The sequence below is a fragment of the Saccharopolyspora thermophila genome (genome assembly GCF_014646075.1).
GTDB lineage: Bacteria > Actinomycetota > Actinomycetes > Mycobacteriales > Pseudonocardiaceae > Saccharopolyspora > Saccharopolyspora thermophila.
This window is the reverse complement of record NZ_BMMT01000026.1, coordinates 16,296-42,579: the sequence shown is the minus strand read 5'-3', so window position 1 is coordinate 42,579 and position 26,284 is coordinate 16,296. Positions and strand designations below refer to the sequence as shown.

25 protein-coding genes are annotated in these 26,284 nt (G+C 70.3%); 11 read left to right on the top strand and 14 right to left on the bottom strand.

Features of this window, described 5'->3' with window-relative positions; genetic code table 11:
- Window positions 1-161: 161 nt before the first annotated feature.
- From IEY17_RS24320 to IEY17_RS24310, 3 genes are all read right to left on the bottom strand, one after another.
- A complete protein-coding gene (locus IEY17_RS24320; RefSeq protein ID WP_229680570.1) occupies window positions 162-1,388 on the bottom strand; it encodes a hypothetical protein in 1,227 nt (408 codons plus the stop codon).
- 159 nt (window positions 1,389-1,547) lie between these two features.
- Window positions 1,548-2,600: a C40 family peptidase gene (locus IEY17_RS24315; protein ID WP_422662583.1), complete on the bottom strand. Its 1,053-nt coding sequence runs from the start codon at window positions 2,598-2,600 to the stop codon at window positions 1,548-1,550.
- 376 nt (window positions 2,601-2,976) lie between these two features.
- Window positions 2,977-4,350, bottom strand: coding sequence for an NYN domain-containing protein (locus IEY17_RS24310; protein WP_188991693.1), 1,374 nt, complete (start codon window positions 4,348-4,350; stop codon window positions 2,977-2,979).
- Window positions 4,351-4,421: 71 nt separating this feature from the next.
- Here IEY17_RS24310 and IEY17_RS24305 point away from each other — a divergent pair, with 71 nt between their 5' ends.
- On the top strand, window positions 4,422-6,140 hold the full coding sequence (locus IEY17_RS24305) for a DEDD exonuclease domain-containing protein (RefSeq protein ID WP_188991691.1): 1,719 nt from the start codon (window positions 4,422-4,424) through the stop codon (window positions 6,138-6,140).
- Window positions 6,141-6,372: 232 nt separating this feature from the next.
- Here IEY17_RS24305 and qcrB read toward each other — a convergent pair whose 3' ends face one another.
- From qcrB to ctaE, 4 genes are all read right to left on the bottom strand, one after another.
- Window positions 6,373-8,028, bottom strand: a complete 1,656-nt coding sequence (qcrB, locus tag IEY17_RS24300; protein ID WP_188991689.1) for a cytochrome bc1 complex cytochrome b subunit — start codon at window positions 8,026-8,028, stop codon at window positions 6,373-6,375.
- The gene (qcrA, locus tag IEY17_RS24295; protein ID WP_188991687.1) at window positions 8,025-9,149 is read right to left on the bottom strand and encodes a cytochrome bc1 complex Rieske iron-sulfur subunit; all 1,125 of its coding nucleotides are present in this window, start codon (window positions 9,147-9,149) and stop codon (window positions 8,025-8,027) included. Before qcrA ends, qcrB begins: the two co-directional genes overlap by 4 nt.
- Entirely contained in the window at window positions 9,146-9,952 is an 807-nt protein-coding gene (gene qcrC / locus IEY17_RS24290) for a cytochrome bc1 complex diheme cytochrome c subunit (RefSeq protein WP_188991685.1), read from the bottom strand. The genes qcrA and qcrC overlap by 4 nt, the downstream gene beginning before the upstream one ends.
- A gap of 90 nt (window positions 9,953-10,042) precedes the next feature.
- Entirely contained in the window at window positions 10,043-10,654 is a 612-nt protein-coding gene (ctaE, locus tag IEY17_RS24285) for an aa3-type cytochrome oxidase subunit III (protein WP_188991683.1), read from the bottom strand.
- An 85-nt stretch (window positions 10,655-10,739) separates the two neighbouring features.
- Here ctaE and IEY17_RS25975 point away from each other — a divergent pair, with 85 nt between their 5' ends.
- From IEY17_RS25975 to trpD, 4 genes are all read left to right on the top strand, one after another.
- Window positions 10,740-10,901, top strand: a complete 162-nt coding sequence (locus tag IEY17_RS25975; protein ID WP_308424024.1) for a hypothetical protein — start codon at window positions 10,740-10,742, stop codon at window positions 10,899-10,901.
- A 15-nt stretch (window positions 10,902-10,916) separates the two neighbouring features.
- On the top strand, window positions 10,917-11,177 hold the full coding sequence (locus IEY17_RS24280) for a hypothetical protein (RefSeq protein WP_308424023.1): 261 nt from the start codon (window positions 10,917-10,919) through the stop codon (window positions 11,175-11,177).
- A gap of 106 nt (window positions 11,178-11,283) precedes the next feature.
- Entirely contained in the window at window positions 11,284-11,691 is a 408-nt protein-coding gene (locus IEY17_RS24275; RefSeq protein WP_188991681.1) for a response regulator, read from the top strand.
- A 47-nt stretch (window positions 11,692-11,738) separates the two neighbouring features.
- Window positions 11,739-12,788, top strand: coding sequence for an anthranilate phosphoribosyltransferase (trpD, locus tag IEY17_RS24270; protein WP_188991679.1), 1,050 nt, complete (start codon window positions 11,739-11,741; stop codon window positions 12,786-12,788).
- 196 nt (window positions 12,789-12,984) lie between these two features.
- Here trpD and IEY17_RS24265 read toward each other — a convergent pair whose 3' ends face one another.
- The 3 genes from IEY17_RS24265 to ctaC all read right to left on the bottom strand — a co-directional run bounded on the left by IEY17_RS24265 (window position 12,985) and on the right by ctaC (window position 14,738).
- A complete protein-coding gene (locus IEY17_RS24265) occupies window positions 12,985-13,266 on the bottom strand; it encodes an Lrp/AsnC family transcriptional regulator (protein ID WP_188991677.1) in 282 nt (93 codons plus the stop codon).
- 98 nt (window positions 13,267-13,364) lie between these two features.
- Window positions 13,365-13,763, bottom strand: a complete 399-nt coding sequence (locus IEY17_RS24260) for a cytochrome c oxidase subunit 4 (protein WP_188991675.1) — start codon at window positions 13,761-13,763, stop codon at window positions 13,365-13,367.
- A 42-nt stretch (window positions 13,764-13,805) separates the two neighbouring features.
- Window positions 13,806-14,738: an aa3-type cytochrome oxidase subunit II gene (ctaC, locus tag IEY17_RS24255; RefSeq protein WP_188991672.1), complete on the bottom strand. Its 933-nt coding sequence runs from the start codon at window positions 14,736-14,738 to the stop codon at window positions 13,806-13,808.
- A gap of 262 nt (window positions 14,739-15,000) precedes the next feature.
- Between ctaC and asnB the strand changes: the two genes are divergently transcribed.
- Window positions 15,001-16,929: an asparagine synthase (glutamine-hydrolyzing) gene (gene asnB, locus IEY17_RS24250; RefSeq protein ID WP_188991670.1), complete on the top strand. Its 1,929-nt coding sequence runs from the start codon at window positions 15,001-15,003 to the stop codon at window positions 16,927-16,929.
- Window positions 16,930-16,991: 62 nt separating this feature from the next.
- Here the strand turns inward: asnB and IEY17_RS24245 are convergent, their stop codons facing one another.
- The 3 genes from IEY17_RS24245 to IEY17_RS24235 all read right to left on the bottom strand — a co-directional run bounded on the left by IEY17_RS24245 (window position 16,992) and on the right by IEY17_RS24235 (window position 20,548).
- Window positions 16,992-17,837, bottom strand: a complete 846-nt coding sequence (locus IEY17_RS24245) for a M23 family metallopeptidase (RefSeq protein WP_188991668.1) — start codon at window positions 17,835-17,837, stop codon at window positions 16,992-16,994.
- A gap of 78 nt (window positions 17,838-17,915) precedes the next feature.
- Window positions 17,916-19,487 carry a glycoside hydrolase family 13 protein gene (locus IEY17_RS24240; RefSeq protein WP_188991666.1) on the bottom strand — a complete coding sequence of 524 codons (1,572 nt, stop codon included), beginning with the start codon at window positions 19,485-19,487 and terminating at the stop codon, window positions 17,916-17,918.
- A gap of 35 nt (window positions 19,488-19,522) precedes the next feature.
- Window positions 19,523-20,548 carry a LacI family DNA-binding transcriptional regulator gene (locus IEY17_RS24235; RefSeq protein ID WP_188991664.1) on the bottom strand — a complete coding sequence of 342 codons (1,026 nt, stop codon included), beginning with the start codon at window positions 20,546-20,548 and terminating at the stop codon, window positions 19,523-19,525.
- 189 nt (window positions 20,549-20,737) lie between these two features.
- Here IEY17_RS24235 and IEY17_RS24230 point away from each other — a divergent pair, with 189 nt between their 5' ends.
- From IEY17_RS24230 to mmuM, 4 genes are all read left to right on the top strand, one after another.
- Window positions 20,738-21,976 (top strand): extracellular solute-binding protein, encoded by a 1,239-nt coding sequence (locus IEY17_RS24230; protein WP_188991662.1) that lies wholly within the window; start codon window positions 20,738-20,740, stop codon window positions 21,974-21,976.
- A gap of 6 nt (window positions 21,977-21,982) precedes the next feature.
- Window positions 21,983-22,900, top strand: coding sequence for a carbohydrate ABC transporter permease (locus tag IEY17_RS24225; RefSeq protein ID WP_188991660.1), 918 nt, complete (start codon window positions 21,983-21,985; stop codon window positions 22,898-22,900).
- A 1-nt stretch (window position 22,901) separates the two neighbouring features.
- Window positions 22,902-23,798, top strand: a complete 897-nt coding sequence (locus tag IEY17_RS24220) for a sugar ABC transporter permease (RefSeq protein ID WP_188991657.1) — start codon at window positions 22,902-22,904, stop codon at window positions 23,796-23,798.
- A 91-nt stretch (window positions 23,799-23,889) separates the two neighbouring features.
- Window positions 23,890-24,789: a homocysteine S-methyltransferase gene (gene mmuM, locus IEY17_RS24215; RefSeq protein WP_188991655.1), complete on the top strand. Its 900-nt coding sequence runs from the start codon at window positions 23,890-23,892 to the stop codon at window positions 24,787-24,789.
- Window positions 24,790-24,955: 166 nt separating this feature from the next.
- Here mmuM and IEY17_RS24210 read toward each other — a convergent pair whose 3' ends face one another.
- Complete coding sequence (locus tag IEY17_RS24210; protein ID WP_188991699.1) at window positions 24,956-25,885, bottom strand: carbohydrate kinase family protein; 930 nt, start codon at window positions 25,883-25,885, stop codon at window positions 24,956-24,958.
- 138 nt (window positions 25,886-26,023) lie between these two features.
- Here IEY17_RS24210 and IEY17_RS24205 point away from each other — a divergent pair, with 138 nt between their 5' ends.
- Window positions 26,024-26,242, top strand: coding sequence for an RNA-binding S4 domain-containing protein (locus IEY17_RS24205; RefSeq protein ID WP_188991653.1), 219 nt, complete (start codon window positions 26,024-26,026; stop codon window positions 26,240-26,242).
- The last annotated feature ends 42 nt before the right edge of the window (window positions 26,243-26,284 follow it).

The following is a 26,284-nucleotide window of genomic DNA, read 5'->3' as shown; positions in this document are numbered from 1 at the left end:
AACCATCATCAAACAACTCTATCGCCGCCGCACGCTGCTCCGCGGTCAACGAACTACGCCCAGCCAAACCACCGCTCCCCGATGATCGGAACTGAATTCCACAGTCCAACCACCGGGGACCAGTTCAACCTGACTGGGTGGAAGGTGCCGTTCCCACCGGATCAGGGGTGGAAGTCGGCGGGCAGGGCCGCGGCCCAGTCGGCGGCCAGGTCACGCGTGGTCATGCCGGTCTCCTCGCGCAGGATGGCGTCCACTTCACCGGGGTCCCGGGTGAGCGCGACGCGGCGGTAGAGATGCACCAGGCGGGGTTCGCCGAGACGCTCGGCCAGGTGCCGGACCACCGACCAGGACTGCTGGTAGGCCAGGTCGAGGCGGCGGCCGCCCTGGTGGAAGTCGCCATCGTCGGGCAGGTCGTGCGGCGGGCCGTCCTCCCGCAGCCGCCGCACCAGCTCCGGGGCGATGTCGGGCGGTGCCACGCCGCTCTCGCGGTACCCGACGTAGTCGGCGAAGCCCTCCAGCATCCACCTCGGAGCGCCTTCGACGGTGTCCGCGCGGGCCGCGATGTGCGTGATCTCGTGCCGCAGCACCACGCCCAGCGCGGCATCGGAGAGCTGTTCGGCCGCCCTCGGAGTCAGCACCACGCGCGGCCCTTCCACACGCCGCGCGGCCGTGTCCACCCGGTCGGCCACCGCGACCGCCGCGATGCCCTCCACGGCGAACTCGGGGCCGACAAGGGCGCGCAGTTCCTCCGCGGTCTCCGCCAGCACTACGCCGACCCGCTGCGACCAACCGGTGCCCCACACCTCGGTCACGTCGGCGACCGCGGCCCCCAGCAGCCGGGCCACCCGCTCCACCGCGGCCGCCCGGTGGCCGATGACCAGGCCGGACGGGGGGCGCGCGACGTGGCACGGGCCGAAATCCCAGGGACCGCGCCAACCCCGCGACGAGCCGTTGCCGCGGTCGTCGGCGACGTACCACGAGCCGCCGCGGCGGGCGAAGACGTAGCCGAGCGGGCGTCGCGTCGGCACGCTGTCCACATTGGCCAGCGCGTATTGGAACCGAACCGGCGGAACCCATGTGTCGGTGGCGAGGCCGGGCTCCGCCGTGCTGTCCAGTTCGAAGGACAGCTGCGCGAACGGTATCGCCGCGAGGTTGCGGAACAGCGCGAGCTGGTGCTGCTGGAAGTCCGCGGGCGCGAGCGGGTCCACTGTGGCCGAGAACGCCGCTTCGTCCCTGCGGAGCACCGCATCGGCCCGCCGCTCCAGCAACGCCCGCACCGCTGATCCCGGGGCGAGCCCGGACCGCCCGGCCACGGGCGCCGGTGCCGCGGGCTGCGACTCGGGCAGGGAAACACCGCTCACCCCGACCAGCACCGCGGCGGCAGCCACCGCGGCAAGCCATCCGCGAAACTTCCCCGAGCCAGGCACAGGGCGCATGGTAAGCGGGATCACACGGACCGGTTCGAGCGCCCCCGGACGCGGCGGGGCTGGCACCCGCTGGTACCGGCCCCGCGCAACGGCTTTCGCTCAGTGCCTGGCTGCGGCTGTTCAGCCCACGATGCGGCGGATCGCCGTCACCGGGCCGATGTTGCGGTAGTTGGTCACCTTGACGACGTCACCCGTGGTCGGGGCGTGCACCGCCTTGCCGTTGCCGATGTACATGGCCACGTGGCTGACCGGGCTGTAGTAGAAGATCAGGTCGCCCGGCTTGAGCTGGCTGGCCGACACGGCGCGGCCCTGCGTGACCTGGGTCTTGGTGGAGCCGCCAATGGTCACCCCGGCCTGCTTGTAGGCCCAGTAGGTCAGACCCGAGCAGTCGAAGGTGGACGGGCCCTTGGCACCCCACACGTAGGCGGAGCCCTGCTTGCTCAGCGCGGCGTTGACCGCCGCGATCGCGGCGCCGGAACCAGCGACCGAGCCGACACCGGTCTCACCATCGGTGATCAGGGACGCGCGGTCGGCGTCGGTCAGCTCGGCGAGCCGCTCCTTGAGCCTGTCGATCTGCTCGTCGACCTCCCTGGACTTCTGTTCCAGTTCGGCGGCGATGCGGGCGGCGTCCGCCTCGGCCTGCGCGGCGCGGTTGCGGGCGTCCTGTGCGGTCCGCTCGGCGGTCTCGGCCTGCTCGGTGGCCGAGGCAAGCGCGCGGATCGCGTCGTTGTTGTCCTTGGCCAGCACTTCCAGCGCGGACGCACGGTCCAGGAAGTCATCCGGGGTTTCGCTCACCAGCAGGGCGGAGAGCTTGTTCAGCCGCGCACCCTGGTAGGAGGCGTGGGTGAGCTTGTCGACCTGGCCGCGGAACCGCTCTTCCTCGGCCCGGGCCTGATTGGCGACCTGTTCGGCCTGGAAGGCTTCCGCGTTGGCGCGGTCGAGTTCGGCCTTCTTGGCCTCGTGGTCGTCCTCTGCCTTCTTCTTTTCTTCGACGAGCTGCTCGGCCTGGTGCTGGAGCTCCCGCACCTGCTTGGCAGCGTCCGATGCGTTGTCGGGAAGTTGCGGGTCTGCGAGAGCCGGCCCGGAGGTCATGCCGACGACGGCTGCGACCGCCGTTGCGGCGAGGGCGCCTCGCAGAGAACGCTTCAGTCCGTGCGACGCCACGTCGCGCACTGCTCCTCACTGCTTCTCTGCCCGCCTACCGGTGCGGATGCCCCCGTATCCGTCCGGTTCGACTCCCCGACAAGCCGATTCGGCGGTGCCTCGCGCGCCGCCCTGTCTGGCAGCTGATCGCCACGAGGTCCCGGTTAGGTTACGAAAGGTGAGGCGCAAGGTCCAGAAGCGGGGCCAAAAATTTGTGCAACAGCGCACAAGACCTCTAACGGAGGAGAGTCCTTCGCTCACCGTGACTGCATATTCGGCCCCGTCTACCTGGAATTGTGATGATTGCCGTCACTCCGTGGGACGATCGAGGGGGGCGCGGTGAGCGACTATGAGATCGACCACGCACCCGCGGATCGGCGAGCGGTCGCTCGGTGTCGCCGAACGACTAGAACCGCCGCAGCCGGGCCAGCAGCAGCGCCGACGGCACCGCGTACGCGCCGCGCCGCCGCACCGAGGCCACCACCGCCCGATCCGAGGTGGCCACGACGACCTGCCGGCCCTTCGGCTCCGCGGAGACGAGGTCGCGGATCACGTCGTCGGCCTGCACCCCGGGTTCGCTGAACAGCACCCGCACCCCGCGCGGCCCCGTGCTGGGCACCGCCAGCACGTCGGCCCCGTCGAACACCACGGTGACCTCCGCACCGGTCCGCGCGGCGAGCGCGGCCAGCTGGTGCGAGAGCCGGTCGCGCTGGTCGGACAGCGGCAGTTCCGGGTAACCGGTCTTGGTCACGTTGTAGCCGTCGACGATCAGGTGCACCGCGGGCAACGCCAGCAACCGGTCCAGGGCGGCGATGTCCGGCACCTCGCCGGTGGCCCCGGAATGCGCCCGCACGCGCTGCACGACGTCCGCGGGCCGCGGCCCGGTCCCGCTCGCCCCGAGCTCGCGCCGCAGGCCGCCCACGGCGCCCTCCAACGTCTCCAGCAGCAGCGCCAGCCGTACCTCGTCGCCCTGCCGGGCTTCTCGGGCGGCCTGCCGCGCCACCTCGACCTCGGCGCTCGCGCGATCCGCGCGGCGGCGCTCCTCCTGCGCTCGCGCGCGCTCCCGATCGCGCTCCGCGGTGATCTCCGCCACCGCGGCGTCGCGCTCCGCGCGCACCACCTCCAGCTCGCTCCGCGCCTGCTCCGCGGCGTCCTTCGCTTCCTTCAACCGGACTCCCTGCTCGCGCAGGCGCTTGCGGAGCCGGTCGGCCTCGGCGCTGTTCTCGCCGCCGATGCGTTCGGCGGCCTGCTTCGCCTCGGTGAGTTCGGTGCGCAGCCGCTGCACCTCGGCCGCAAGGCGCTCGGCGCGGGCTGCCGCCGAGTCGCGCTCGCCGCGCAGCCGGCCCTGTTCGCTGCGGAACGCGATCAGTTCCGCGTAGTGGGGCGCGGTCGGCGAGCCCTGCAGCGCTGCGGCGGCGGCGACCACGAGGGGGTCGGGGTCGTCGAGGGACAGCGCTGCGGGCTGGTGGGTGCGGCACCAGTCGACGACCGCGGTACGGAACACCCCGGAGTCGCGAAGGGCCGCGAGGAGCGCGGACTGGCCGAGCTTGGCGCGCTTGGCCGGGGTGAAGCGGACCACCGGTCGCAGTTGCGCGGGGACGTCCGACGGGCGCATCTCGCCCAGGGCTCCGGCGGCCAGTTCGGCCAGCCGCTGCCGCAGTGGCCCGGCGAGTGCGTCCCAGTCGAGCACAACACCACCGGTCTGCTGTGCACTGTCCACAGCAGACTGGTCCGGGGTGGGGGCGTCGTCCGCCCCCGAGGTCGGTGGTGCCACCCTCATAGGCTAATGGCTGCGGCTGCGGTTCCCGCATCCACCGGCCCTGTCGGTAGCGGGACGTACGGTGATCACCGATGTCCGCGCACCCACAACTGTCCTTCGACGAGCTCGCCGGTACCGAGGAAGTCCCGCTGCACGAGGTCACGTTCGTGATCGTCGACCTGGAGACCACCGGCGGTGACCGCGCCCGGGACGCCGTCACCGAGATCGGCGCGGTGAAGGTCCGCGGCGGCGAGGTGCTCGGCGAGTTCGCCACCCTGGTCAACCCGGAGCGCGGCATCCCGCCCTCGATCGTGGCGATCACCGGCATCACCGAGGCGATGGTCGTCGACGCGCCGCGACTGGACAGCGTGCTTCCGGCGTTTCTGGAGTTCTGCCGCGGCAGCGTGCTGGTGGCGCACAACGCCCCGTTCGACATCGGGTTCCTGCGCGCCGGGTGCGAGCGGCTCGGCCTGCGGTGGCCCAAGCCGCAGGTGGTGGACACCGTGCGGCTGGCCCGGCGGGTGCTGACCCGCGACGAGACGCCCAACTACAAGCTGGGCACGCTGGCCCGCGTGCTCAACGCCCGCACCGAGCCGGTGCACCGCGCGCTGGACGACGCCCGGGCGACCGTGGACGTGCTGCACTCGCTGCTGGAGCGGGTCGGCTCGCTCGGGGTGCGGACCCTGGAGGACCTGCTCGAGCACCTGCCGGACGTCACGCCCCACCAGCGCCGCAAGCGCGGTCTCGCCGACGGCCTCCCCCACGCACCGGGCGTCTACCTGTTCCGCGGCCCCGGCGACGAGGTGCTGTACGTGGGGACGGCGACCGACCTGCGGCGGCGGGTCCGGCAGTACTTCACCGCCGGGGAGCGGCGCAGCCGGATCAAGGAGATGGTCGCCCTCGCGCACCGGGTGGACCACGTGACCTGCGCGCACCCGCTCGAGGCCGAGGTCCGCGAGCTGCGGCTGCTGTCCGCGCACCAGCCGCGCTACAACCGGCGCTCGAAGTTCCCGCAGCGCGCCTGGTGGATTGTGCTCACCGACGAGCCGTTCCCCAGGCTGTCGATCGTGCGCACCCCGAAGCAAGACGCCCTCGGGCCCTTCGTGTCGCGGCAGGCGGCGGCTGAAGCCGTGGAAGCGCTCCAGGCCGCCACCTCCGTGCGGCGCTGCACCGAACGGATCCCGGCCCGCGATCCCCGGGGCCGCCCGTGCGCCCTGTACGAGTTGGGGCGCTGCGGGGCGCCCTGCGCGGGACGGCAGAGCGTCGCCGAGTACGAGCCCGCGGTGGTCTCCATCCGGGAGGTCATCCAGGGCCGCAGCGACGCCGTCCTGGACCGCCTGCGGGGTGAGCTGGACCGCCTGTCGGACGCGCAGCGCTTCGAGGACGCCGCGGTGCACCGCGACCAGCTGGCGGCGCTGGTGCGCTCCCTGGACCGGGGGCAGCGGCTGGCGGCGTTGACCGCCGTCCCCGAACTCGTCGCCGCCCGACCGGACGGCCGCGGCGGCTGGCACCTGTCGGTGATCCGGCACGGCCGGCTCGCCGCCGCGGGCACCGCGCGTCGCGGTGTCCCACCGATGCCGGTGGTGGACCTGCTGCAGGCGTCGGCGGAGACGGTGCTGCCTGGCGCCGGGCCGCTGCACGGCACGACCGTCGACGAGGCGCGCGTCGTCTACCGCTGGCTGACCACGGGCGGCACCCGCCTGGTGCGCACCGCGGTGCCGTGGACCGAGCCGGCGGGGTGCGCGGGCTCGTGGCGCAACTGGCTGGACAAGGCGATCACGGGCCACACCCCCTACGCCGCCATCGACTGACCCGGCGCCCCCGCCCCAGCACGAAAGCCCCCGTGCCCACGCGCCGGGCCACCCGCGGATGGCTGAACAGGGATTTCCGAATTCAGGCAAACAAACCTGGAACTGGGCAAACTTGGGAATAAGGCGCGGTTGGCGGAACGAGGAAAGGGCACCTTCGACCGGGTGGTCGAAGGTGCCCTTCGCTCTGTGACTTCGGCTGGGCCGGGGTCCGGGTGCGGGCCCCGGGGGTTGCTCACTCGGTGGGCTGCTGCGGCTTGCCCGCGGTCAGCTCCTCGCGCTCCTGCAGCTCGCGGACCTCGTCCTCGCGGCGGGCCCGCTCCAGCGCCCGGCTCTCCTCCACCGGGTCCGGCCGCAGCAGGCTGCCCGGGACCGGGTGACCGGCCGCGCCCAGCTTGTTCATCTTCTTCGGCACCGGAGCGCCCTGGTAGGGCAGCGGCTCCGGGTGGCCGTGCTCGTCCACCGGACCCAGTGGCTGGTGGACCTCGATGAACTCACCGTGCGGCAGGCGCTTGATGATGCCGGTCTCGACACCGTGCTCCAGCACCTCCCGGTCGCTGCGCTGCAGGCCCAGGCACAGCCGGTACGTGAGGTAGTACGCCAGCGGCGGCAGCACCAGCAGGCCGATGCGGCCCGCCCACGTCATCGCGTTCAGCGAGATGTTGAACTGGAACGCGATGATGTCGTTGACACCCGAGATCATCAGCACGCCGAAGAACGTCAGCGCCATGACGCCCAGCGAGGTGCGGACCGGCACGTCACGCGGCCGCTGCAGCAGGTTGTGGTGCGCGTCGTCCTTGGTCAGCTTCCGCTCGATCGCCGGGTAGAAGATCGCGACCGTGAAGATCAGGCCCATGAACAGCACCGTCGGGAAGAACACCGCCGGGATGGTGAACGGCCCGAGGTAGACCTCCCAGGCGGGCCACAACCGGCTCGAACCGTCGGTCCAGATCATGTACCAGTCCGGCTGCGAGGCCGCCGAGATCTGCGAGGCGATGTACGGGCCGAGGTTCCAGATCGGGTTGATCTGGAAGACACCCGCCATGATCGCGCAGACGCCGACCACCATGGCGAAGAAGCCACCGGCCTTGACCGCGAACACCGGCATGATCCGCACGCCGACGACGTTGCCCTCGGTGCGCCGCACACCCGGGAACTGGGTGTGCTTCTGGTACCAGACCAGCGCCAGGTGCGCCGCGACCAGACCCAGGATCAGGCCCGGCAGCAGGAACACGTGGAACAGGTAGAACCGCGGGATCAGGTCGGTGCCGGGGAACTCCGAACCGAACAGGATCCAGTGGATCCAGGTGCCCACCACCGGGATCGACATCACGATGCCGGAGGCGATACGGACACCGGTGCCGGACAGCAGGTCGTCCGGCAGCGAGTAGCCGGTGAAGCCCTCGAACATGCCGAGGATGAACAGCGTGACGCCGATCATCCAGTTCGTCTCACGCGGCCGCCGGAACGCGCCGGTGAAGAAGATGCGCAGCATGTGCGCCACCATCGACGCCATGAACAGCAGCGCCGCCCAGTGGTGCAGCTGGCGGGCGAACAGACCGCCGCGGACCTCGAAGGAGATGTTCAGCGCGCTCTCGAACGCCCGCGACATCTCCACGCCGCGCAGGTTGGTGAACACGCCCTGGTACTCGACCTCCTGCATCGAGGGGTCGAAGAAGAACGCCAGGTAGGTGCCCGTGACCAGCAGCAGGATGAACGTGTAGAGCGCGATCTCGCCGAGCAGGAACGACCAGTGCGTCGGGAAGACCTTGTTCAGCTGCCGCCGCAGGCCGGGAGCCAGGCGGTACCGCGAGTCCAGCTCGTCGGCCGCCTGCGCGGCCTTGCGGTACAGCCTGCTCTCTCCCTTCGTGGGCGTGGTGATCGAACTCATGACTTACGCTCCCAGTACGCCGGACCGACGGGCTCGATGAAGTCGCCTTTCGCCACGAAGTAGCCGTCCTCGTCCACCGTGATCGGCAGCTGGGGCAGCGCACGGGTGGCCGGGCCGAACACCGGCTTGGCATAGGTGTTGACCACGTCGAACTGCGACTGGTGGCACGGGCAGAGCAGGCGCCCGGTCTGCTGCTCGAACAGCGAGGTCGGGCAGCCCAGGTGCGTGCAGATCTTCGAGTAGGCGTAGTAGTCGCCGTAGTTGAAGTCCTCCTGCCCCTTGCGCTTGATCGGCTTGCTGCCGGGGCGGAGCCGGATCAGCATGACCGGCGCGTCGCCCTTGCGCATCGAGGAGACGAGCTCGTGCTCGTTGTGCCGCATGGACTCCCGGAACGGGAAGACCGTCTCGAAGCCGCCGGCGTCGATGTCCTCCGGGCGCACCAGCGAGACCTCGTGCGGGTCGCCGGTGTCGCGGCGCAGGTAGGTCTTCTCGCCGGTCTCCGACAGCCAGCCGGTGTGCAGCAGGGACGCCTGTCCCTGCTCGGCCCACGGGTTGCGGACCAGGCCGCCGAGGGCGAAGACCCCGGCGCCGACGCCGAACGCCCCGATACCGAAACCGGCGGTGCGCTTGATCATCGACCGGCGGGCGATGCCGCTGCGCTCGCCCGCGTCGGCCAGCAGCGCGGCCGTGGTCTGCCGGTCCACCTCGCTGGAGCCGTGGCCGTCGTGACGCTGCTGCACGGCGACCTCGTGCGGGATGAACTTCTTCTGGTACTGCACCACGCCGATGCCCACGGCCAGGATCGCCAGGCCGAAGAAGAAACCGATCAGCGGGTTGTACAGCGAATAGATGAAGTGCGCGGTCGGGTCCGACGGTGGCTGGTAGCCCCACGGCCAGAAGACGAAGACCGCGATGAACGCCAGTGCCGACAGACCGGCGAGCGCGAACCAGGCGGCAACCGAGCGCTCCGCCCGGCGCTCCGCGCGGGTGCCCTTGACGGGCCAGTTGTCCCGGTACTCGACGAGTTCGACGTCGTCGAGGGCCAGGCCGAGCCGGACCTTCTCTTCACGGCTCATCTCGGCCAGTTCGGCCTCGGTGTAATCCTTCTTCTGCTCACTCATGCCCTGGCTCCGATCCACAGGGTGAGGCCGATCAGCGCGCCGAGCCCGACGACCCACGCGATCACCGTCTCCGGCCCCGGCCCGTAGCCGCCGAGGTCGTTACCACCGGGGTTGTTGTTCCCGTTGGTCACCGACTTGATGTAGGCGATGATGTCCTTCTTCTCCTCCGGCGTGAGCTGCCGGTCCGAGAACTTCGGCATGTTCTGCGGGCCGGTGAGCATCGCCTCGTAGATGTCCTGCTCGGTGGCCTGGTGCAGGTTCGGCGCGAACTTGCCGGAGGACATCGCGATGCCCCGGCCGGTGAAGTTGTGGCAGGACGCGCAGTTGAGCCGGTAGAGCTCACCACCGCGGGCGGGGTCATCGCCCTGCAGCGCCTTGCCGGTCTCCTTTGGCGACTCCGGGCCACCGCCGTAGGTCTGCACGTAGGCGGCCAGCGCGTCGATCTCCTCCGGGGAGAACTTCGGTGGCTTGCGCATCGCCTGCGCCTCCTGGCGCACCATCGGCATCCGGCCGGTGGAGACCTGGAAGTGCACAGCCGCCTCGCCGACGCCAACCAGGCTCGGCCCGCGGTCCTGGACGCCCTGCAGGTTGGCGCCGTGGCAGGTGATGCAGGCGTTGTTGTAGAGCTGCTCGCCCTGCCTCACCAAAGCCGGGTCCGCGGCGGCGTGCGCGGTCTGCGGCTCGGGAGTCACGACGGTGTACAGCCCACCGGCACCCACCAGCGCGATGCCCAGCGCCAGTACACCGGAGATCCGCCGCTTAAGCTTCGAGCCCGCGCGGTTCCGTTTCTTGTTGGTGGTCATGAGTGCGGCAACCCTTGCTGTCCGGTTGGGGGTGTTCGGTTTCGACCTCGCGTTGAGAAGCCGATCATCAATGCGACATGGCTCCAGCCATCAGGGGACGAGGTAGATGACGGCGAACAGGCCGATCCACACGATGTCCACGAAGTGCCAGTAGTACGACACCACGATGGCGGCGATCGCCTGTGCGGGCGTGAACTTGCTGAGCTTCGTCCGGATGATCAGGAAGACGAAGGCGATCAGCCCGCCGATGACGTGCAGCCCGTGGAAGCCGGTCGTCATGTAGAAGACGGTCCCGTAGGCCGACGACGCGATCGTGGTCGCGTGCTCGGTGATCAGCTGGTAGTACTCACCGGCCTGCCCGAGCACGAAGACCGTGCCCATGATCAGCGTGATCACGTACCACCGGCGGAGACCGAAGACGTCACCCCGCTCCGCCGCGAACACGCCCCACTGGCAGGTGAACGAGGACGCCACCAGGATGATCGTGAACGGGAGGGCGTACGGGAGGTTCAGGTGAGTGGGCGGTGGTGGCCACTCGCCCTCGTTCTGCGCCTTCACCGTGAAGAACATGGCGAAGAGCCCAGCGAAGAACATCAGCTCGCTGGCCAACCAAACGATGGTGCCCACGCTGACCATGTTCGGCCGGTTCAGCGAGTGCACGCGTTGACTGATTGAGGGCGCTGCCGTTGTCACGCGACGCATTATGTCTTGCACGTTTTCCCCTCGCGCCTTCGGGTCCGGAGGTCTGCCGCAGGGTGATCGGATTGCGACCCGGAGGTGACGCACCGTGAAAGGAATCCGCGCGCGCTGGACGGCACTGCGAGCCGCCCGGCGGGCCCGCCGCAAGCCTCTGATCAGCGCAGACGACCCCGACCTGCGAGTGGTGGCGATCGCCTACGACGAGACCGAGGCAGCCTCGGCCGCACTCGCCCGGGCAACCGACTGGTAACCCGATCTACCTGCGGTGTTGCGTCACCACCTGGCCCTGCCGGCGGGATCGGTACCGGACGCCCGCGCCCTGCTGGCCGCCGACGGCTGGGAGCTGCGGCCCGGCGGGCGGGGCACGGAGTGCGCGGCGCCGGAGCTGACCCCGCTGGTCGCTCTCCGTGTTCAGGAACTCGACGCGTTACATTGCTCACAGGAGAGCTCGCGGATGGCCGGGCTGGCCCAGCGGCACGGCGGTCAGTCCTTCGGCTGGGACGCACTGCAACCGGCGGCGCGGTAGATCACTTCGGCCGGGCGGCTACTGTTCGCCCCGGTCGGGTCGATAGCATGCGGGAATATTCGGCGGTACGTCCGCCGGCCCTGCGCCGACCAGCTAGGAGCTGTCGATGAGCACACAGACAACGAACGTCCTCGTGTTCAGCCATCGCCCCGAGGTCCGGGAGGCGATCATCACAGCGGTCGGGCACCGGCCCGCTCCCGACCTGGGACGGCTGCGCTACATCGAGGCCGGCACGGTGGCCGATGTGCTCAGCGAGGTCGACGCGGGCAACGCGGACCTGGTGATCCTGGACGGCGAGGCGCAGCCGACCGGCGGCATGGGCGTGTCCCGGCAGCTCAAGAACGAGATCGCGCAGTGCCCGCCGGTGATCGTCGCGGTGCGCCGCAAGGACGACCGGTGGCTGGCGACCTGGTCGCTGGCGGATGCCGTCCTCGTGCACCCGCTCGACCCGCTCGCGGCGGCCGAGACGGTGGCCGAGGTGCTGCGCACGCAGGGCAAGCCGGTACCGGCGTGAGGCGGCCTTCGCGGCCGGAACGACTCTGAAGGAAGATCGTGGGGACCATGGCGGGGAACTGGGCAGGACTGCTGAGCAGCCTGGTCGCGGGTGAGGACCTCTCCGCGGAGGACACCGCCTGGGCGATGGACCTGATCATGACGGGTGAGGCGACCCCGGCGCGGGTCGCGGCCTTCGTGGTCGCACTGCGCGCCAAGGGCGAAACGCCCGCCGAGGTCCGCGGCATGGCCGACGCGATGCTCAGGCACGCCCGGCCGCTGGAGATCACCCGACGCGCGGTGGACGTCGTCGGCACCGGCGGTGACCGCTCGGGCAGTGTGAACATTTCCACCATGGCCTCGATCGTGCTGGCCGCCTCCGGCATCACCGTGGTCAAGCACGGCAACCGCGCCGCGTCGTCGAAGTGCGGCACCGCGGACGTGCTGGAGGAGCTGGGGGTGGCCATCGACCTGCCGCCGGAGGGCGTGCGGCGTTGCGTCGACGAGGTCGGCATCGGCTTCTGCTTCGCGCCGGTGTTCCACCCGGCGATGAAGCACGCCGCCGGGCCGCGCCGCGAGATCGGCATCCCGACCGCGTTCAACGTGCTGGGGCCGCTGACCAATCCGGCCCGTCCGGCGGCCGGGCTGATCGGCTGCGCGGATGTGCGGATGGCGCCGGTAATGGCGGAGGTCTTCGCCGCGCGCGGTAACTCCGCGCTGCTGGTGCGCGGCGACGACGGCATGGACGAGATCACCACCACGGCGGGCAGCTCGGTGTGGGTGGTGCACGACGGAGCGGTCTGGGAGGAGCGGATCGATCCGCGGGAGTTCGGCATCGCCTACAGCCAGCCGGAGGACCTGCGGGGCGGCGACGCGACGGTGAACGCCAAGGTGGTCCACGAGCTGCTGGCGGGTGCCCCAGGTCCGGTGCGCGACGCCGTGCTGATCAACGCCGCGGGCGCGGTGGTCGCCTACGAAGGCCCCGGCGCGGACCTGAGCGCCCAGCTCGGCGCCGGCCTGGAGCGAGCGGCCCGCGCGATCGACTCGGGAGCCGCGGCGGAACTCCTGGACCGCTGGGCGACCCGCTCCACAGCCCTCCGCGCCGAACTCGGCGCCTGAGCCGGCTGTGCACTGGCCTGCTCCGGACGCAGACCCACCTGATCCCGTCAGGCAAGCGGTGTTAGCCGCTGAACCACCCGCGGGTTCTCAGACGCCGTCTCGCACGGAATGCGGTGATACGCGATGCCCGCGGTCCCGCGGCGAGACGGCGTCTGAGGCTCCGCCAAGCGGCCACCTGCGTAGCCCGGGATGAGACTCACTCCTCGAGGCCGATGGAGAAGGTGGCCTCGGTGTCCTTGCGGGAGTAGGAGCGAAAGGCGATGTGGGTGTCCGTGCCCAGGACGCCCGGCACCTTGTTGATGCGCCCAGGCACGATGTCGGCCAGGTCCTCGTGGCGGGAGACCCGCAGGATGGCGATGAGGTCGACGTCACCGGCGCAGGAGTACACCTCGTCCACACCGTCGAGGTCGGCGATCTCCTGGGCCGCCTCGGTGAGGCGGTCGGCGGTGGTCTGGATCAGCACGATCGCGGTGATCACGGTGGTGAACCTCCTGTTCAGCGGTGAACTGCGAAGATCCTAGAACGCCGCAGGCCCCCGGTCCGACCTGGACACGGGGGCCTGCGCGCGGCTGCTTGTCAGTGGTGGTTCGGACCGGTGTGGTACTCGAACACCAGCCCGGCGACCATGATCAGCACGAAGCCGACCGCGATCACGATCATCCACACGTGGAAGAACGCCACGGCGATTCCGGCGAAGGCGGCGGCGGCGGCCAGACCCACCGGCCAGTAACTGCCGGGGCTGAAGAAGCCCAGCTCGCCCGCACCGTCGCTGATCTCGGCGTCCGGGTTGTCCTCCGGCCGGGCCTCGATGCGCCGGGCCACGAAGGAGAAGTAGCTGCCGATGATCAGCGCCAGGCCGCCGACCAGGAGCAGCGCCACGGTGCCCACCGGCTCCTTGGCCCAGACCCCGTACACGATCGCGGACAGGAAGAAGAACAATGTGATGACGTTGAAGATCCTGGCTTCGACCTTCATGGAGTCCTCGCTCTCACGCCTCGCGCCCCGTCGAGGGCACCCCTACTTGGTTCCGCTCTGACCGGAGGGGGCTCCGCCGGTGCGGTCGGTGTTGAACGGAACGCCGGTCACCGCGTACGGAGTGCACAGCTCGCCGCAGTTCATCTCGCGCAGCGCCTCCGCGGCGGTGTACGGCTGGCCGGTCTGCGGGTTGATCTGCGTCCGCAGCTGCATGTACCGGTCGAACTTGTCCGGCGACAGCGCGCGGACCTCGAAGTTCATCATCGCGTGGTAGGTGCCGCACAGCTCGGCGCAGCGGCCCACGAACGCGCCCTCGCGATCGATGGTGTTCTGGAAGACGTTGTCCTGGTTGTTCTTCTCCGGGTGCGGGAAGGTGTCCCGCTTGAAGTGGAACTCCGGCACGAAGAACGAGTGGATGACGTCGGTGGAGCTCACGTGGTACTCGATGCGCCTGCCGGTGGGCAGGACCAGCAGCGGGATCTCGCTGCTGCTGCCGACGGTGCGAACCGGCTGGCCGTCCGGCGTCCGGTGCTCGGGGTAGTTGAACTCCCAGTTCCACTGGAACGAGACCACGTTGACCGTCTCGTCCGGCTTGGCCGGTTTGGCCAGCACGTAGTTCTGGTTCACCGCCGTGAAGTAGAACAGCACGACCACCAGCACGAACGGGATCGCCGTGTAGATCAGCTCCAGCGGCAGGTTGTACTGGAACTGGCGGGGCAGCTCGTCGGTCTTCTTGCGGTGGAACGCCACCGTCCAGAAGATCAACCCCCACACGATCACACCCACCGCGAGTGCCGCGATGACCGACCAGGTCCACAGCTGCCGCATCGACTCGGCCTGGGGGGTGACGCCCTGAGGCCAGCCGAACCGCAGGACCTCGTCGGTCGTGCAGCCCGTGGCCGCGACACCAACCAGGCCGATCAGCCCAGTGACTTTGACCAGCCGTGGCACTCGGGTCCCCTCCTTCAGGCCCACTGCGCGACGCCTCCTCGTGCAAAACTCACCGCTGCGGCCGGATGACCCGAGCACCGTCACGCGGACGGGGGACGGATCGGCCGCCGGAATCCTGGGCAGAGCCTAGCCCAGGTGTAGCGGCGATACTGCTCCGGGGGCGTCGATCGCCGTTCCACGTGATCTCGCGGGCCCCGCGCGTGCAGCAACCAGGCGGGCGGACGGCATACTGGGACAGCCTGGGGGGCTGAAGAACACCGCCGACTCGGAGAGGTGCACCAGACGCGTGTGCGGCCTGCTTGGACTCATCTGTCCCACTGAAGAGAACGCCGGTCACGCCGTGAACGCCGTGGCGAATGCGCTGCCGTGTCAACGACACCGCGGACCGGACGAGAGCGACACCTGGCAGGGCGGCGAGGTGGTCTTCGGCTTCAACCGGCTGTCGATCATCGACCTTGAGCACTCCCACCAGCCGTTGACCTGGGGCCCGCCGGAGTCGCCCTGGCGCTACACGATCACGTTCAACGGTGAGATCTACAACTACCTCGAGCTGCGCGCCGAGCTGATCGAGCGCTTCGGGGCCCGGTTCGGCACCGACGGCGACACCGAGGTCATCGTCGCCGCGTACCACTACCTGGGCACCTCGATGGTCGGTCGGCTGCGCGGCATGTTCGCGTTCCTGATCTGGGACAGCGAACGCCGGGTGCTGTTCGGGGCACGTGACCCGTTCGGCATCAAGCCGCTGTTCTACGCGGCCGGTCCGGGCGGAGTGGCGTTCGCCAGCGAGAAGAAGAGCCTGCTGAGTCTGGCCAACACGCTGCGCATCGCCGAGGAGCTGGACCACAAGGCGCTGCAGCACTACCTGGTGCTCCAGTACGTGCCGGAGCCGGAGACGCTGCACCGGCAGATCCGCCGCATCGAGTCGGGCACGTCGTTCACCGTGTCCCCGGGCGGTCAGCTGGTCACCGAGCGGTACTTCCAGCCGAACTTCAGCCCCCGCCCGGTCCGCACCGACGCGGACGCGCGGCGGCTGCACGACGAGATCGTGAACGTGATGCGCGACTCAGTGGCCAAGCACATGCGCGCGGACGTCACGGTCGGGGCGTTCCTGTCCGGCGGCATCGACTCCACGGCCATCGCGGCGCTGGCCAAGGAGCACAACCCGAACCTGATCACCTTCACCACCGGCTTCGAGCGGCAGGGCTACTCGGAGGTGGACGTGGCCGCCGAGTCGGCGGCGGCGATCGGGGTCAAGCACGTGGTCCGTACCGTCTCCGCCGAGGAGATGATGGAGACGCTGCCGCTGATCGTCTGGTACCTCGACGACCCGGTGGCCGACCCGGCGCTGGTGCCGCTGTGGTTCATCGCCCGGGAGGCCCGCCAGCACGTCAAGGTGGTGCTGTCCGGGGAGGGCGCGGACGAACTGTTCGGCGGCTACACGATCTACCGGGAGCCGCTGTCGCTGGCGCCGTTCGAGAAGGTGCCGGGGGCGCTGCGCAAGGCGATGGGCAAGGTGTCCAGCGCCATCCCGGAGGGCGTGCGCGGCAAGGACCTGCTGCGCCGCGGTGCACTGAGCCTGGAGGAGCGCTACTACGGCAACGCGCGGATCTTCCGCGACGACCAGCTGCGCAGCGTGATGCGCGGGTTCGACCCGGGGGTGTCGCACAAGGACGTCACGGCGGGCCCGTACCGGCAGTCGGTGGGCTGGGACCCGGTGACCCGCATGCAGCACGTGGACCTGTTCACCTGGTTGCGCGGCGACATCCTGGTCAAGGCCGACAAGATGACCATGGCCAACTCACTGGAGCTGCGGGTGCCGTTCCTGGACCCCGAGGTGTTCCGGGTGGCCAGCACCATCCCGCTGGAGCAGAAGATCACCCGCGAGACCACGAAGTACGCGCTGCGCCAGGCGATGTACCAGGTGGTGCCCGCGCACGTGCTCAACCGCCGCAAGCTGGGCTTCCCGGTGCCGATCAGGCACTGGCTGCGGGACGAGATGCACGACTGGGCGCGCAACATCATCCAGCAGTCGCAGACGGACCACCTGCTCGACCGCACGGCGATCCTGCAGCTGCTGGAGGAGCACCGCTCGGGCGTGCTGGACCACAGCCGCCGCCTGTGGGCACTGCTGGTGTTCATGCTCTGGCACGGCATCTTCATCGAGGGCCGGCTCTCCCCGGAGGTTCCCGAACCCCACTACCCGGTCCGCCTCTGACCCGCGGCGAAGGGCCCGGCCCGCCCCACGGCGAGCCGGGCCCTTCGCGTGTCGGCGCGCGGTCAGGCGCAGTGTTCGAAGGGGCTGGTGTAGGACTTGCTGCCGACCGAGCCTCCCCACTTCACGCAGGTCGCGCCCGCCGCCTGGCGGACCGGACCCGCGTAGTAGGTGAAGTTGCCCGTGTCGGTCACCCTCGTCTTGCCCTGCACCTCCAGGAACGCCGACGTCGGGGACGCCGTGCCCAGGGACGTGGCCTTCAGCGTGACCACGCAGTTGTACCGGTTCGACGAGTTGTAGAGCAGGTAGACCGTGCCCGCTCCGGACAGTCCCGCCGAGTCGATCACCTGGTAGCCCGAACCGCAGACCTCCGTCGGCGTGTACGGGTTACCACTGCAGTTGTTCTTGCTGGTGAACGGCGTCTTGCCGTAGTACGGGACCGCAACGCCATCGAGGACAGCCTTGACCACCGTGCCGTTGTGGCGCTGCTCGTAGTGCAGATGCGGGCCGGTGACCCCGCCGGTGGCGCCCGCGGTGCCGATCTTGGCGCCGCGGCTGACCTTCTGCCCCACCTTCACGGTCTGGGTGGACAGGTGGGCGTAGCGGGTCCGCCAGCCGCTACCGTGGTCGAGTTCGACCCAGCGGCCGTAGCTGGTGTTGCCCTCGTTCTCGACGCGCGTCACGGTGCCCGCCGCCGAGGCCAGCACCGGCATCCCGGTGATGCCGTCCTTCTGGAAGTCCACCGAGTTCGGCGGGTTGTGGCCGCTGAAGGTCGCGGCCGTGACGGTCACCCCGCACTTGAACGGGACCTGGAAGTTGGGCGCGGCCGAGGCGGGCGCCTGCCCAAGTCCGACCACGCCCAACGTGGCGAGCGCGAGCGCCGCCACACCGCTTCCGATCCGTCGCAGCATGAACCACCTCCTGTACCAGGGGGCTTCATGCGACCACGACCGAACCGTGAGTAATAGACCTGTTTAGACGATTCTTGGTTAATCTTTGTCGTCGATCGACAGCCACACCGTGGTGGCTCCCGGCAGCACGCCGTCCCAGCCGGCACCGGCGTCGCTGCGGCACAGCAGCTGCCCGGGCACGTCCAGCTCCACCGCCGAGTCTCCGAAGTTCGTGGCGCAGACGAAGCCCGCTCCGCGCCGGAACACCAGCACCCCCTCCGGGGCGTCCAACCACTCCAGACCGCCGTCGCCCAGCGCGGGATGCTGCCTGCGCAGGGCCAGAGCGTCGCGGTACGTGGACAGCACCGAGCCGGGGTCGGCCTCCTGTGCGGACACGGTCAGCCGCGCCCACTCCCCCGGCACCGGGAGCCAGCTGCCGGCCGGGCCGAACCCGAACGGCGGCCGCGCCCCGGACCACGGCAGCGGCACCCGGCATCCGTCGCGCCCGCGCTCGGTGCCCCCGGACCGCTCCCAGATCGGGTCCTGCCGCACACCGTCCGGCAGGTCCAGCACCTCGGGCAGGCCGAGCTCCTCGCCCTGGTAGACGTACACCGAACCGGGCAGGGCGAAGCTGAACAGCGCGGCCGCGCGGGCCCGCCGCAGGCCGAGCTCGCCGCCCCCGTAGCGGGTCACCGGGCGCTGCACGTCGTGGTTGCCGAGCACCCAGGTGGTCGTCGCGCCGACCTGCGCGGTGGTGGCCAGCGAGTCGTCCACCACGGCGCGGAATCCGGCCGCCGACCACCGGGCCTCCAGCAGCGCGAAGTTGAACGCCTGGTGCAGCTCGTCGGACCGGACGTAGCGGGCCAGCCGTTCGCTGGTGGACGCCCATGCCTCCGCCACGCCGATGCGCCCGCCCGGGTAGGAGTCGAACAGCTCGCGCCAGTCGCGGTAGATCTCGTGCACCTCGTCCTGGTCGAAATAGGGCAGCTCGCCCCTGCCGAGCAGGGAGATCTGCTTGTCGAGCCCGGTGTCCGGCAGCTCCGGGTGCTTGATCATGCCGTGCGCGACGTCGATCCGGAACCCGTCCACCCCGCGGTCCAGCCAGAACTTCAGCACCTTGCGGAAGTCCGCGCGCACCTGCGGGTTACGCCAGTTGAGGTCCGGCTGCTGCGGGGCGAACAGGTGCAGGTACCACTGGCCGTCGGGCACCCGGGTCCACGCCGGACCGCCGAAGACCGATTCCCAGTCGTTGGGCGGCAGTTCGCCCTCGGCCCCGCGGCCGTCCCGGAACAGGTACCGGTCGCGCGCCGCGCTGCCCGGTGCCGCGGCCAGCGCCTCGGCGAACCACGCGTGCTGGTCGGAGGTGTGGTTGGGCACCAGGTCCACCAGCACCCGCAGTCCGCGGGAGTGCGCCTCGGCGAGCAGCGCGTCGAAGTCCGCCAGCGTGCCGAACCGGGGGTCCACGTCGCAGTACTCGGCGACGTCGTAGCCGCCGTCGGCCATCGGTGACGGGTAGAACGGCGTCAGCCAGAGCGCGTCCACACCCAGCCGCTGCAGATGCAGCAGCCGCTCCCGCACCCCGGCCAGGTCACCGATCCCGTCGCCGTCGCTGTCGGCGAAGCTGCGGACGTAGATCTGGTACACGACGGCATCACGCCACCAGGCGGACATCTTCGCTCCTTCGCGGGCTCGGTTCCGCAGCGCCGTCAGGCGCCGGGTGCGGCGGTGGACTCGCGGACGATCAGGGTGGGCCGGAACATGCGGCTGAAGCGTGTGGCGGCGCCGGGCTTGTCCGGGTCGAGCTGCCGCGCGAGCTCGTCGACCGCGGCGGCGGCCATGTCGTGGATGGGCTGGGCCAGTGTGGTGAGCGCGGGCTGGCAGTAGGCGGCCAGTGGGATGTCGTCGAACCCGACCACCGAGAGGTCGTCCGGGGTGGCCAGGCCGCGCCGCCTGGCCTCGCGCATCGCGCCGAGCGCCATCACGTCCGACGAGCACAGCACCGCGGTGGGGCGGGGACCGTCGAGCAGTTCGCCCACCGCCTCGGCACCTCCCCTGGCGCCGAACGGTGCGTGCGCGACGAGTGCCGGTTCCGGTTCCACCCCGGCCTCCTCCAGGGCCGCCGCCCACCCGGCCCGCTTCAGCCGGGACGGAAGCGCCCGGGCCGGGCCGCTGACGAACCCGATCCGGCGGTGGCCCAGTTCCAGCAGGTGCCGGGTGGCGGTGTAGCCCGCCAGGTGTTCGTCGACGGTGATGTCCGGGACGTCCAGGGTCGGCGCGCCGCCGTTGACGAAAACCATGCGCACGCCCTCGGCGCGGAGCTTCTCGTAGTAGTTGCGGCTGCGGCGCTCGTCGTTGTCCGGGTTGGCGATCTCCGGGGACACGAAGATCATGCCCTCGACGCCGCGCGCCACGAGCATCTGGACGTGCTCCTTCTCGGTTATGGCGGCGCGTGTGTTGCACAGCAGCGTCGCGTACCCGGCCAGGGACGCGCGGCTCTCCAGCGCCTCGGCGAAGGCCGGGAAGACCGGGTTGGACAGCTCCGGCACCAGCAGGCCGATCACCCCGGTGCGCCGCAGCGCGCCGACGCCGCGCGCGGTGTGCGGCATCTGGTTGACGACCTCGAGGACCCGCTGGCGGGTCTCCTCCTTGATGCCCGGCCGACGGTTGAGCACTCGGCTCACCGTGGACACGCTCACCCCGGCCGCCCGGGCGATCTCGGCCAGACCAGCCACTTCCCGCTCCCGTCACACCGTTGCCAGCTCCTGTCGACATCCTGCACAGAACAGAAAGACTTTGCAATCACTTCCACCCAACCAGCTTCCGCGACGTTTCAATTAATCCCAAAGGACCTTGACTCGCATCACACCCGGGTATGCAATCAAACGCCAGCGGATAGCAAAATCTTGCAAGGAGGTCCGGTCATGAGACCCATGGCCACGGTCGGCGCCGCCCTGGGCCTGGTGGGTGCGCTCGCTCTCTCCGCCTGCGGCGATGCCGGCAACGCCAACCAGGTCGTCTACTGGGACACCAGCGACTCGGCGGAGAGCGCCGTGTTCCGGGAGATCGCGACCGAGTGCGGCCGCACCGGCGGATACGAGGTGCGCGTCGAGACGGTCGCCTTCGACCAGGCGTTGAACAACTACAAGACCGCCGCGCAGGGCGGCCGCGGGCCGGACGTGCTGCGCGCCGACGTCGGGTGGATCGCGCAGCTGGCGCAGGCCGGGCTCATCCAGGACCTCTCGGACACCCCGCTGGCCACCGACACCGGCGACTTCCTGCCCGCGCCGCTGGAGTCCACCCGGTACAAGGGCAGAACCTACGCCGTCCCGCAGGTCACCGACACCCTCGCGCTGTACTACAACAAGCGGCTGCTCGACCAGGCCAGGGTGGCCCCGCCCCGGACCTGGGACGACGTCAAGGCGATCGCGCCGAAGCTCGGCGGCGACCGCGCGCTGTTCATCAACAACGACGAGTACTACGCGCTGCCGTTCCTCTACACCCACGGCGGCGACCTGGTGGACACGAACTCGCGGATGATCACGGTGAACTCGCCCGAGGCCGTGCGCGGCATGCAGGTCGCCAAGGACCTGCTGGACGCGAACGCCGCCCGCACCGCCCTGGACCAGCCGAACTCCTACACCAGCATGAAGGCCGCGTTCACCTCCGGTGAGGTCGCGATGGTCATCGACGGTCCGTGGGCGGCCGCGGAATACCTCGAGTCCCCACAGTTCGCCGACCCGGCCAACCTGGGCATCGCGGCTGTTCCGGGCTCCGCGACGCCCGCGCCCGTGGGCGGCCACAACTACGTGATCCGGCAGGGCAGCCACGCCACCGAGGCGTCGACCAGGTTCATCCAGTGCATGAGCAGCACCGAGAACCAGGCCAGGATCGCCGAGCGGCTGGGCCTGCTGCCGACCCGCAGGTCCGCCTACGACGTGCCGTCGGTGGCACAGAACCCGGTGGTGGCGGCGTTCCGGCCGCTGGTGGCCAGCGCCCACAACCGGCCGTGGATTCCGGAGAACAACGAACTGCTGGAGCCACTGCAGACGTCCTACGCGGACATCCTGTCCGGACGCAAGGAGGCCAAGACCGCGCTGGACGACCTCGCCCGGACCTACAAGACGACGGTCCTGACCGACTACGCGCAACGCTGGGACTGATCGTTGATGCGGAACTTCCTGACGCGGCACTGGTTCGCCTACGCGATGGTGCTGCCGGTGGTGGTCGTGCTGGCGGTGCTGGTCGTGGTCCCGCTGGCGCAGGGCCTGTACTTCACCTTCACCGACATCAACGACACCACCATCGCCAACCCGGTGCTGGACCGGCCGACGCGCTACGAGTTCGTCGGCCTGGCCAACTACCTGAACGTGCTCTCCGGCGATCCGGCCTACGGGTCGTTCTGGTCCACGCTGGCCCGGACGCTGGTCTGGACGTTCGCGTGCGTGTTCTTCCACTACGTGATCGGGCTGGGGCTGGCGATGCTGCTCAACCGGCCGGTGCGCGGGCGCGGGCTGTACCGGGTGCTGCTGATCCTGCCGTGGGCGGTGCCGGTGTTCATCAGCGCCTTCGCCTGGCGGTACCTGTTCAACTCCGAGTACGGGCTGATCAACTGGGTGCTGGAGCTGGTGGGCCTGCCGCCGCAGGTGTGGTTGGGACAGTCGGATCTGGCGCTGGTGTCGGTGATCGTGGTCAACATCTGGCTCGGCGTGCCGTTCATGATGGTGGCGCTGCTCGGCGGCCTGCAGGCGATCCCGTCGGACCTCTACGAGGCGGCCGAGATGGACGGCGCCACACCGTGGCAGCGGTTCGTGCACGTGACGCTGCCCGGCTTGCGGGCGGTGTCGGGGACCGTGGTGCTGCTCGGGGTGATCTGGACGTTCAACATGTTCCCGGTGATCTATCTGGTCACCGAGAACAACCCGCACACCCGGATCCTGGTCACCTACGCCTTCGAGCGGTTCTTCTCCGGCGCCACCAGGGATTACGCGATCGCCTCAACCTACGGTGTGTTGATCCTGTCGGTGCTGCTGGTGTTCGCGGCGATCTACCGCCGCGCGATGCGCCGGCAGGGGGAGGTGCTGTGAGATGACCATCGAGGCGGCCTCGTTGCAGGCCACTCCCGCGGCGGCGAACCGGTCCCGGCGGAACCGCCGGTCCACCGCGGCCAGCCTCGGGCTGCACGCGGCGCTGATCGCGGCCTCGTTCGTCGCGATGTTCCCGGTGTTCTGGGTGCTGGTGGTGTCGTTCAGGCCGAACTCCAAGGCGATCGAGGCCACCCCGTCGCTGTTCAACGAGTCCACTCTGGACAACTACCGGGATGTGCTGTCCGGCGCGAAGGGCGCCTTCCTGAGCTGGTTCGGCAACTCCGTGCTCATCGCGGCGTTGACCACGGTGCTCGGGGTGGCGCTGGCGGCGACCACGGCCTACGCGGCCAGCCGCTTCCGGTTCCCGGGCCGGCACTGGCTGCTGCTGTCGTTTCTGGTCGTGCAGATGTTCCCGTTCGCGGTGCTGATCGTGCCGCTGTACAACATCCTGCTCGCACTGGGCCTGCAGGGCAGCGTGTTCGGACTGGTGCTGGTGTACTGCAGCACCGCGATCCCGTTCTGCACCCACATGCTCAAGGGCTACTTCGACGGCATCCCGGCCGACATCGACGAGGCCGGGCGGGTGGACGGGTTGTCACCGTTCGGGGTGTTCTGGCGGCTGGTGCTGCCGCTGGCCAAGCCGGGGCTCGCGGTGACCGCGTTCTATTCGTTCATCGTGGCGTGGAGTGAGGTCGCGTTCGCCTCGGCGTTCCTGTCGGCCGACGACCGGTCGAAAACGCTGGCGGTGGGCCTGCAGGTGTTCGTCCAGCAGAACCGGGCGGAGTGGGGCCACCTGGCGGCGGCCTCGGTCCTGGTGGCGATCCCGGCGGTGCTGGTCTTCTACCTGGTGCAGCGCTTCCTCGTCAGCGGCCTGTCCGCGGGCAGCGTGAAGGGCTGACCGAGGTGGGGCACCCGGCACCGGCGTTGCTCGGGTAGCCCCACTCGATCGGTCCCGTGTGGACGGCGGCGGTGGTGGCTACGCTGGCGAGGTGAACGCGTTCGAGCTCGGCGGCGTGCCGGTCATCCTGGACGGCGGCCTGGCCACCCAGTTGGAGGCACAGGGCAACGACCTCAGCGATGCGCTGTGGTCGGCGCGGCTGCTGGCCGACGCCCCGGAGGAGATCGTCGCGGCGCACGCCGCGTTCTACCGGGCGGGCGCGGAGATCGCCACGACCGCGAGCTACCAGGCGAGCTTCGCGGGTTTCGCGGAACGCGGCCTGTCCCGCGCCGACGCGGCGAAGCTGATGCGCCGCAGCGTGGAGCTGGCGCGGCTGGCCGGGGACGTCGAGCCCGGACGGCACCGCTGGGTCGCGGCGTCCGTCGGTCCGTACGGCGCGGTGCTCGCGGACGGCTCGGAGTACCGCGGCCGATACGGCCTGACCAAGCAGCAACTGCGCGACTTTCACCTGCCGCGGCTGGAGGTACTGGCCGAGGCGGGCCCGGACCTGCTCGCGCTGGAGACGGTGCCCGACGCCGACGAGGCCCAGGTTTTGGTGGAGGCGGTGGCGGAACTGGGCGTCCCGGCGTGGCTGTCGTTCACGATCAGTGGCGATCGGACGCGCGCCGGGCAACCGCTGGCGGAGGCGTTCGCGGTGGCGGCCGGCAGCGCCGAGATCATCGCCGTCGGCGTCAACTGCTCGGCTCCGGACGACGTGCTCGCGGCAGTCGAGATCGCCCGCGCGGCGACCGGGAAACCCGCGGTGGCCTACCCGAACAGCGGCGAGCAGTGGGACGCCGGACAGCGCCGCTGGCAGGGCCGGTCGCGGCTGTCGGCGGAGCAGGCGAAGCGGTGGCGGGACGCGGGCGCGCAGCTGATCGGCGGCTGCTGCCGGGTGCGACCCGAGGACATCTCGGCGGTGGCCGAGGCGCTGGCTGAGCCGAGCGACTGAAGCGCCGCTGCGCCGAACTCCGCAGCAAAGTTGGGGGCTTTGGCGCTGGTTGGTGGGTGGTGCGCGTTCCCCGCGACATACACCAGGCACTGTTCCTACACATTCTGTGCAGGATGCGCCGGAAAAGGAGGGCGCGAGGCCGCGGTGCCGCGGCCCTGTCGGACGGTCAGGAAAGCAGCGCGGCGACGTCGGCCGCCGCCTCGGCTCCGTAGGTGTCGGCGAAGCGCTGCCGCGCACCGCCGTGGTCCAGAGCCCACTCCTGGGTGCCGGTCACCTCCAGCACCAGCACCGCGACCAGCGAACCCAGCTGGGCGGAGCGTTCCAGGGACAACCCGGTCTGCACTCCGGCGAGGAAACCCGCGCGGAAACCGTCGCCCACGCCGGTCGGGTCAACCCGGCCGCGGGCGGGCACCGCGGGGATGTGCAGGCACGATCCGTCGCGGCAGACGACCTCCGCGCCCTCGGCGCCGAACGTGGTGACCCGGGTACCCACCACCCGCCGCACGTCCGGCTCCGACCACCCGGTCTTCCGCAGCAGCAGCCCCCACTCGTAGGCGTTGCAGAACAGCAACTCCGCACCCTCGACCACGCGCCGCACCTCCTGCCCGCCGAGCCGGGCGAGCTGCTGCGACGGGTCGCTGGCGAAGCGGTAGCCGCGCTGCCGGCACTCGTCGGCATGCCGCAGCATCGCCAACGGGTCGTTCGGGCTGATCAGCACCAGGTCGGCCCCGGTTGCGGCGACCACCGGCGCCAGCTCGATGTTGCGCGCCTCGGCCATCGCCCCGGCATAGAACGAGGCGATCTGGTTGAACTCCTCGTCCGTGGTGCACACGAACCGCGCGGTGTGCGCCACCTCCGAGACGTGCACCCCGGAGCAGTCCACCCCGTTGCGTTCCAACCAGGAGCGGTAGTCGGCGAAGTCGTCGCCCACCGCGCCGATCAGTACCGGCCGCTGCCCCAGCACGCCCAGCGCGAAGGCGATGTTGGCGGCCGCGCCGCCGCGCCGGACCACGAGGTCGTCGACCAGGAAGCTCAACGACACCTGCGCCAGGTTCTCGGCCACGAGCTGCTCGGCGAACCGGCCGGGGAAGTGCATCAGGTGGTCGGAGGCGATGCTGCCGGTGACGGCGACGGGCACGGCGACCTCCCAGCGCGAGGTGACCGGACGAACACCGAGCGTACCGCCACGGAACCGGTTCGGCCCCGCGGCGGACCGGCGGCGGACAATGGCCGTATGCGCGATGTGGAGATCCGGGACGACGCGATCCGACTGGGCCAGCTGCTGAAGCTGGCGGGCCTGGTCGAGCACGGGGCGGCGGCCAAGGCCGTGCTGGAGGACGGCCAGGTCCGGGTCAACGGCGCGGTGGAGACCCGCCGCGGCAAGCAGGTGACCGCCGGGGACGAGGTCACTGTCGGCGACGAGGTCCTGCGGGTCGTGACCGCGCGGCGCTGAGGAGCCAGACCGAGCCGACGTGGTGCTCGGCGCGATCCGCCC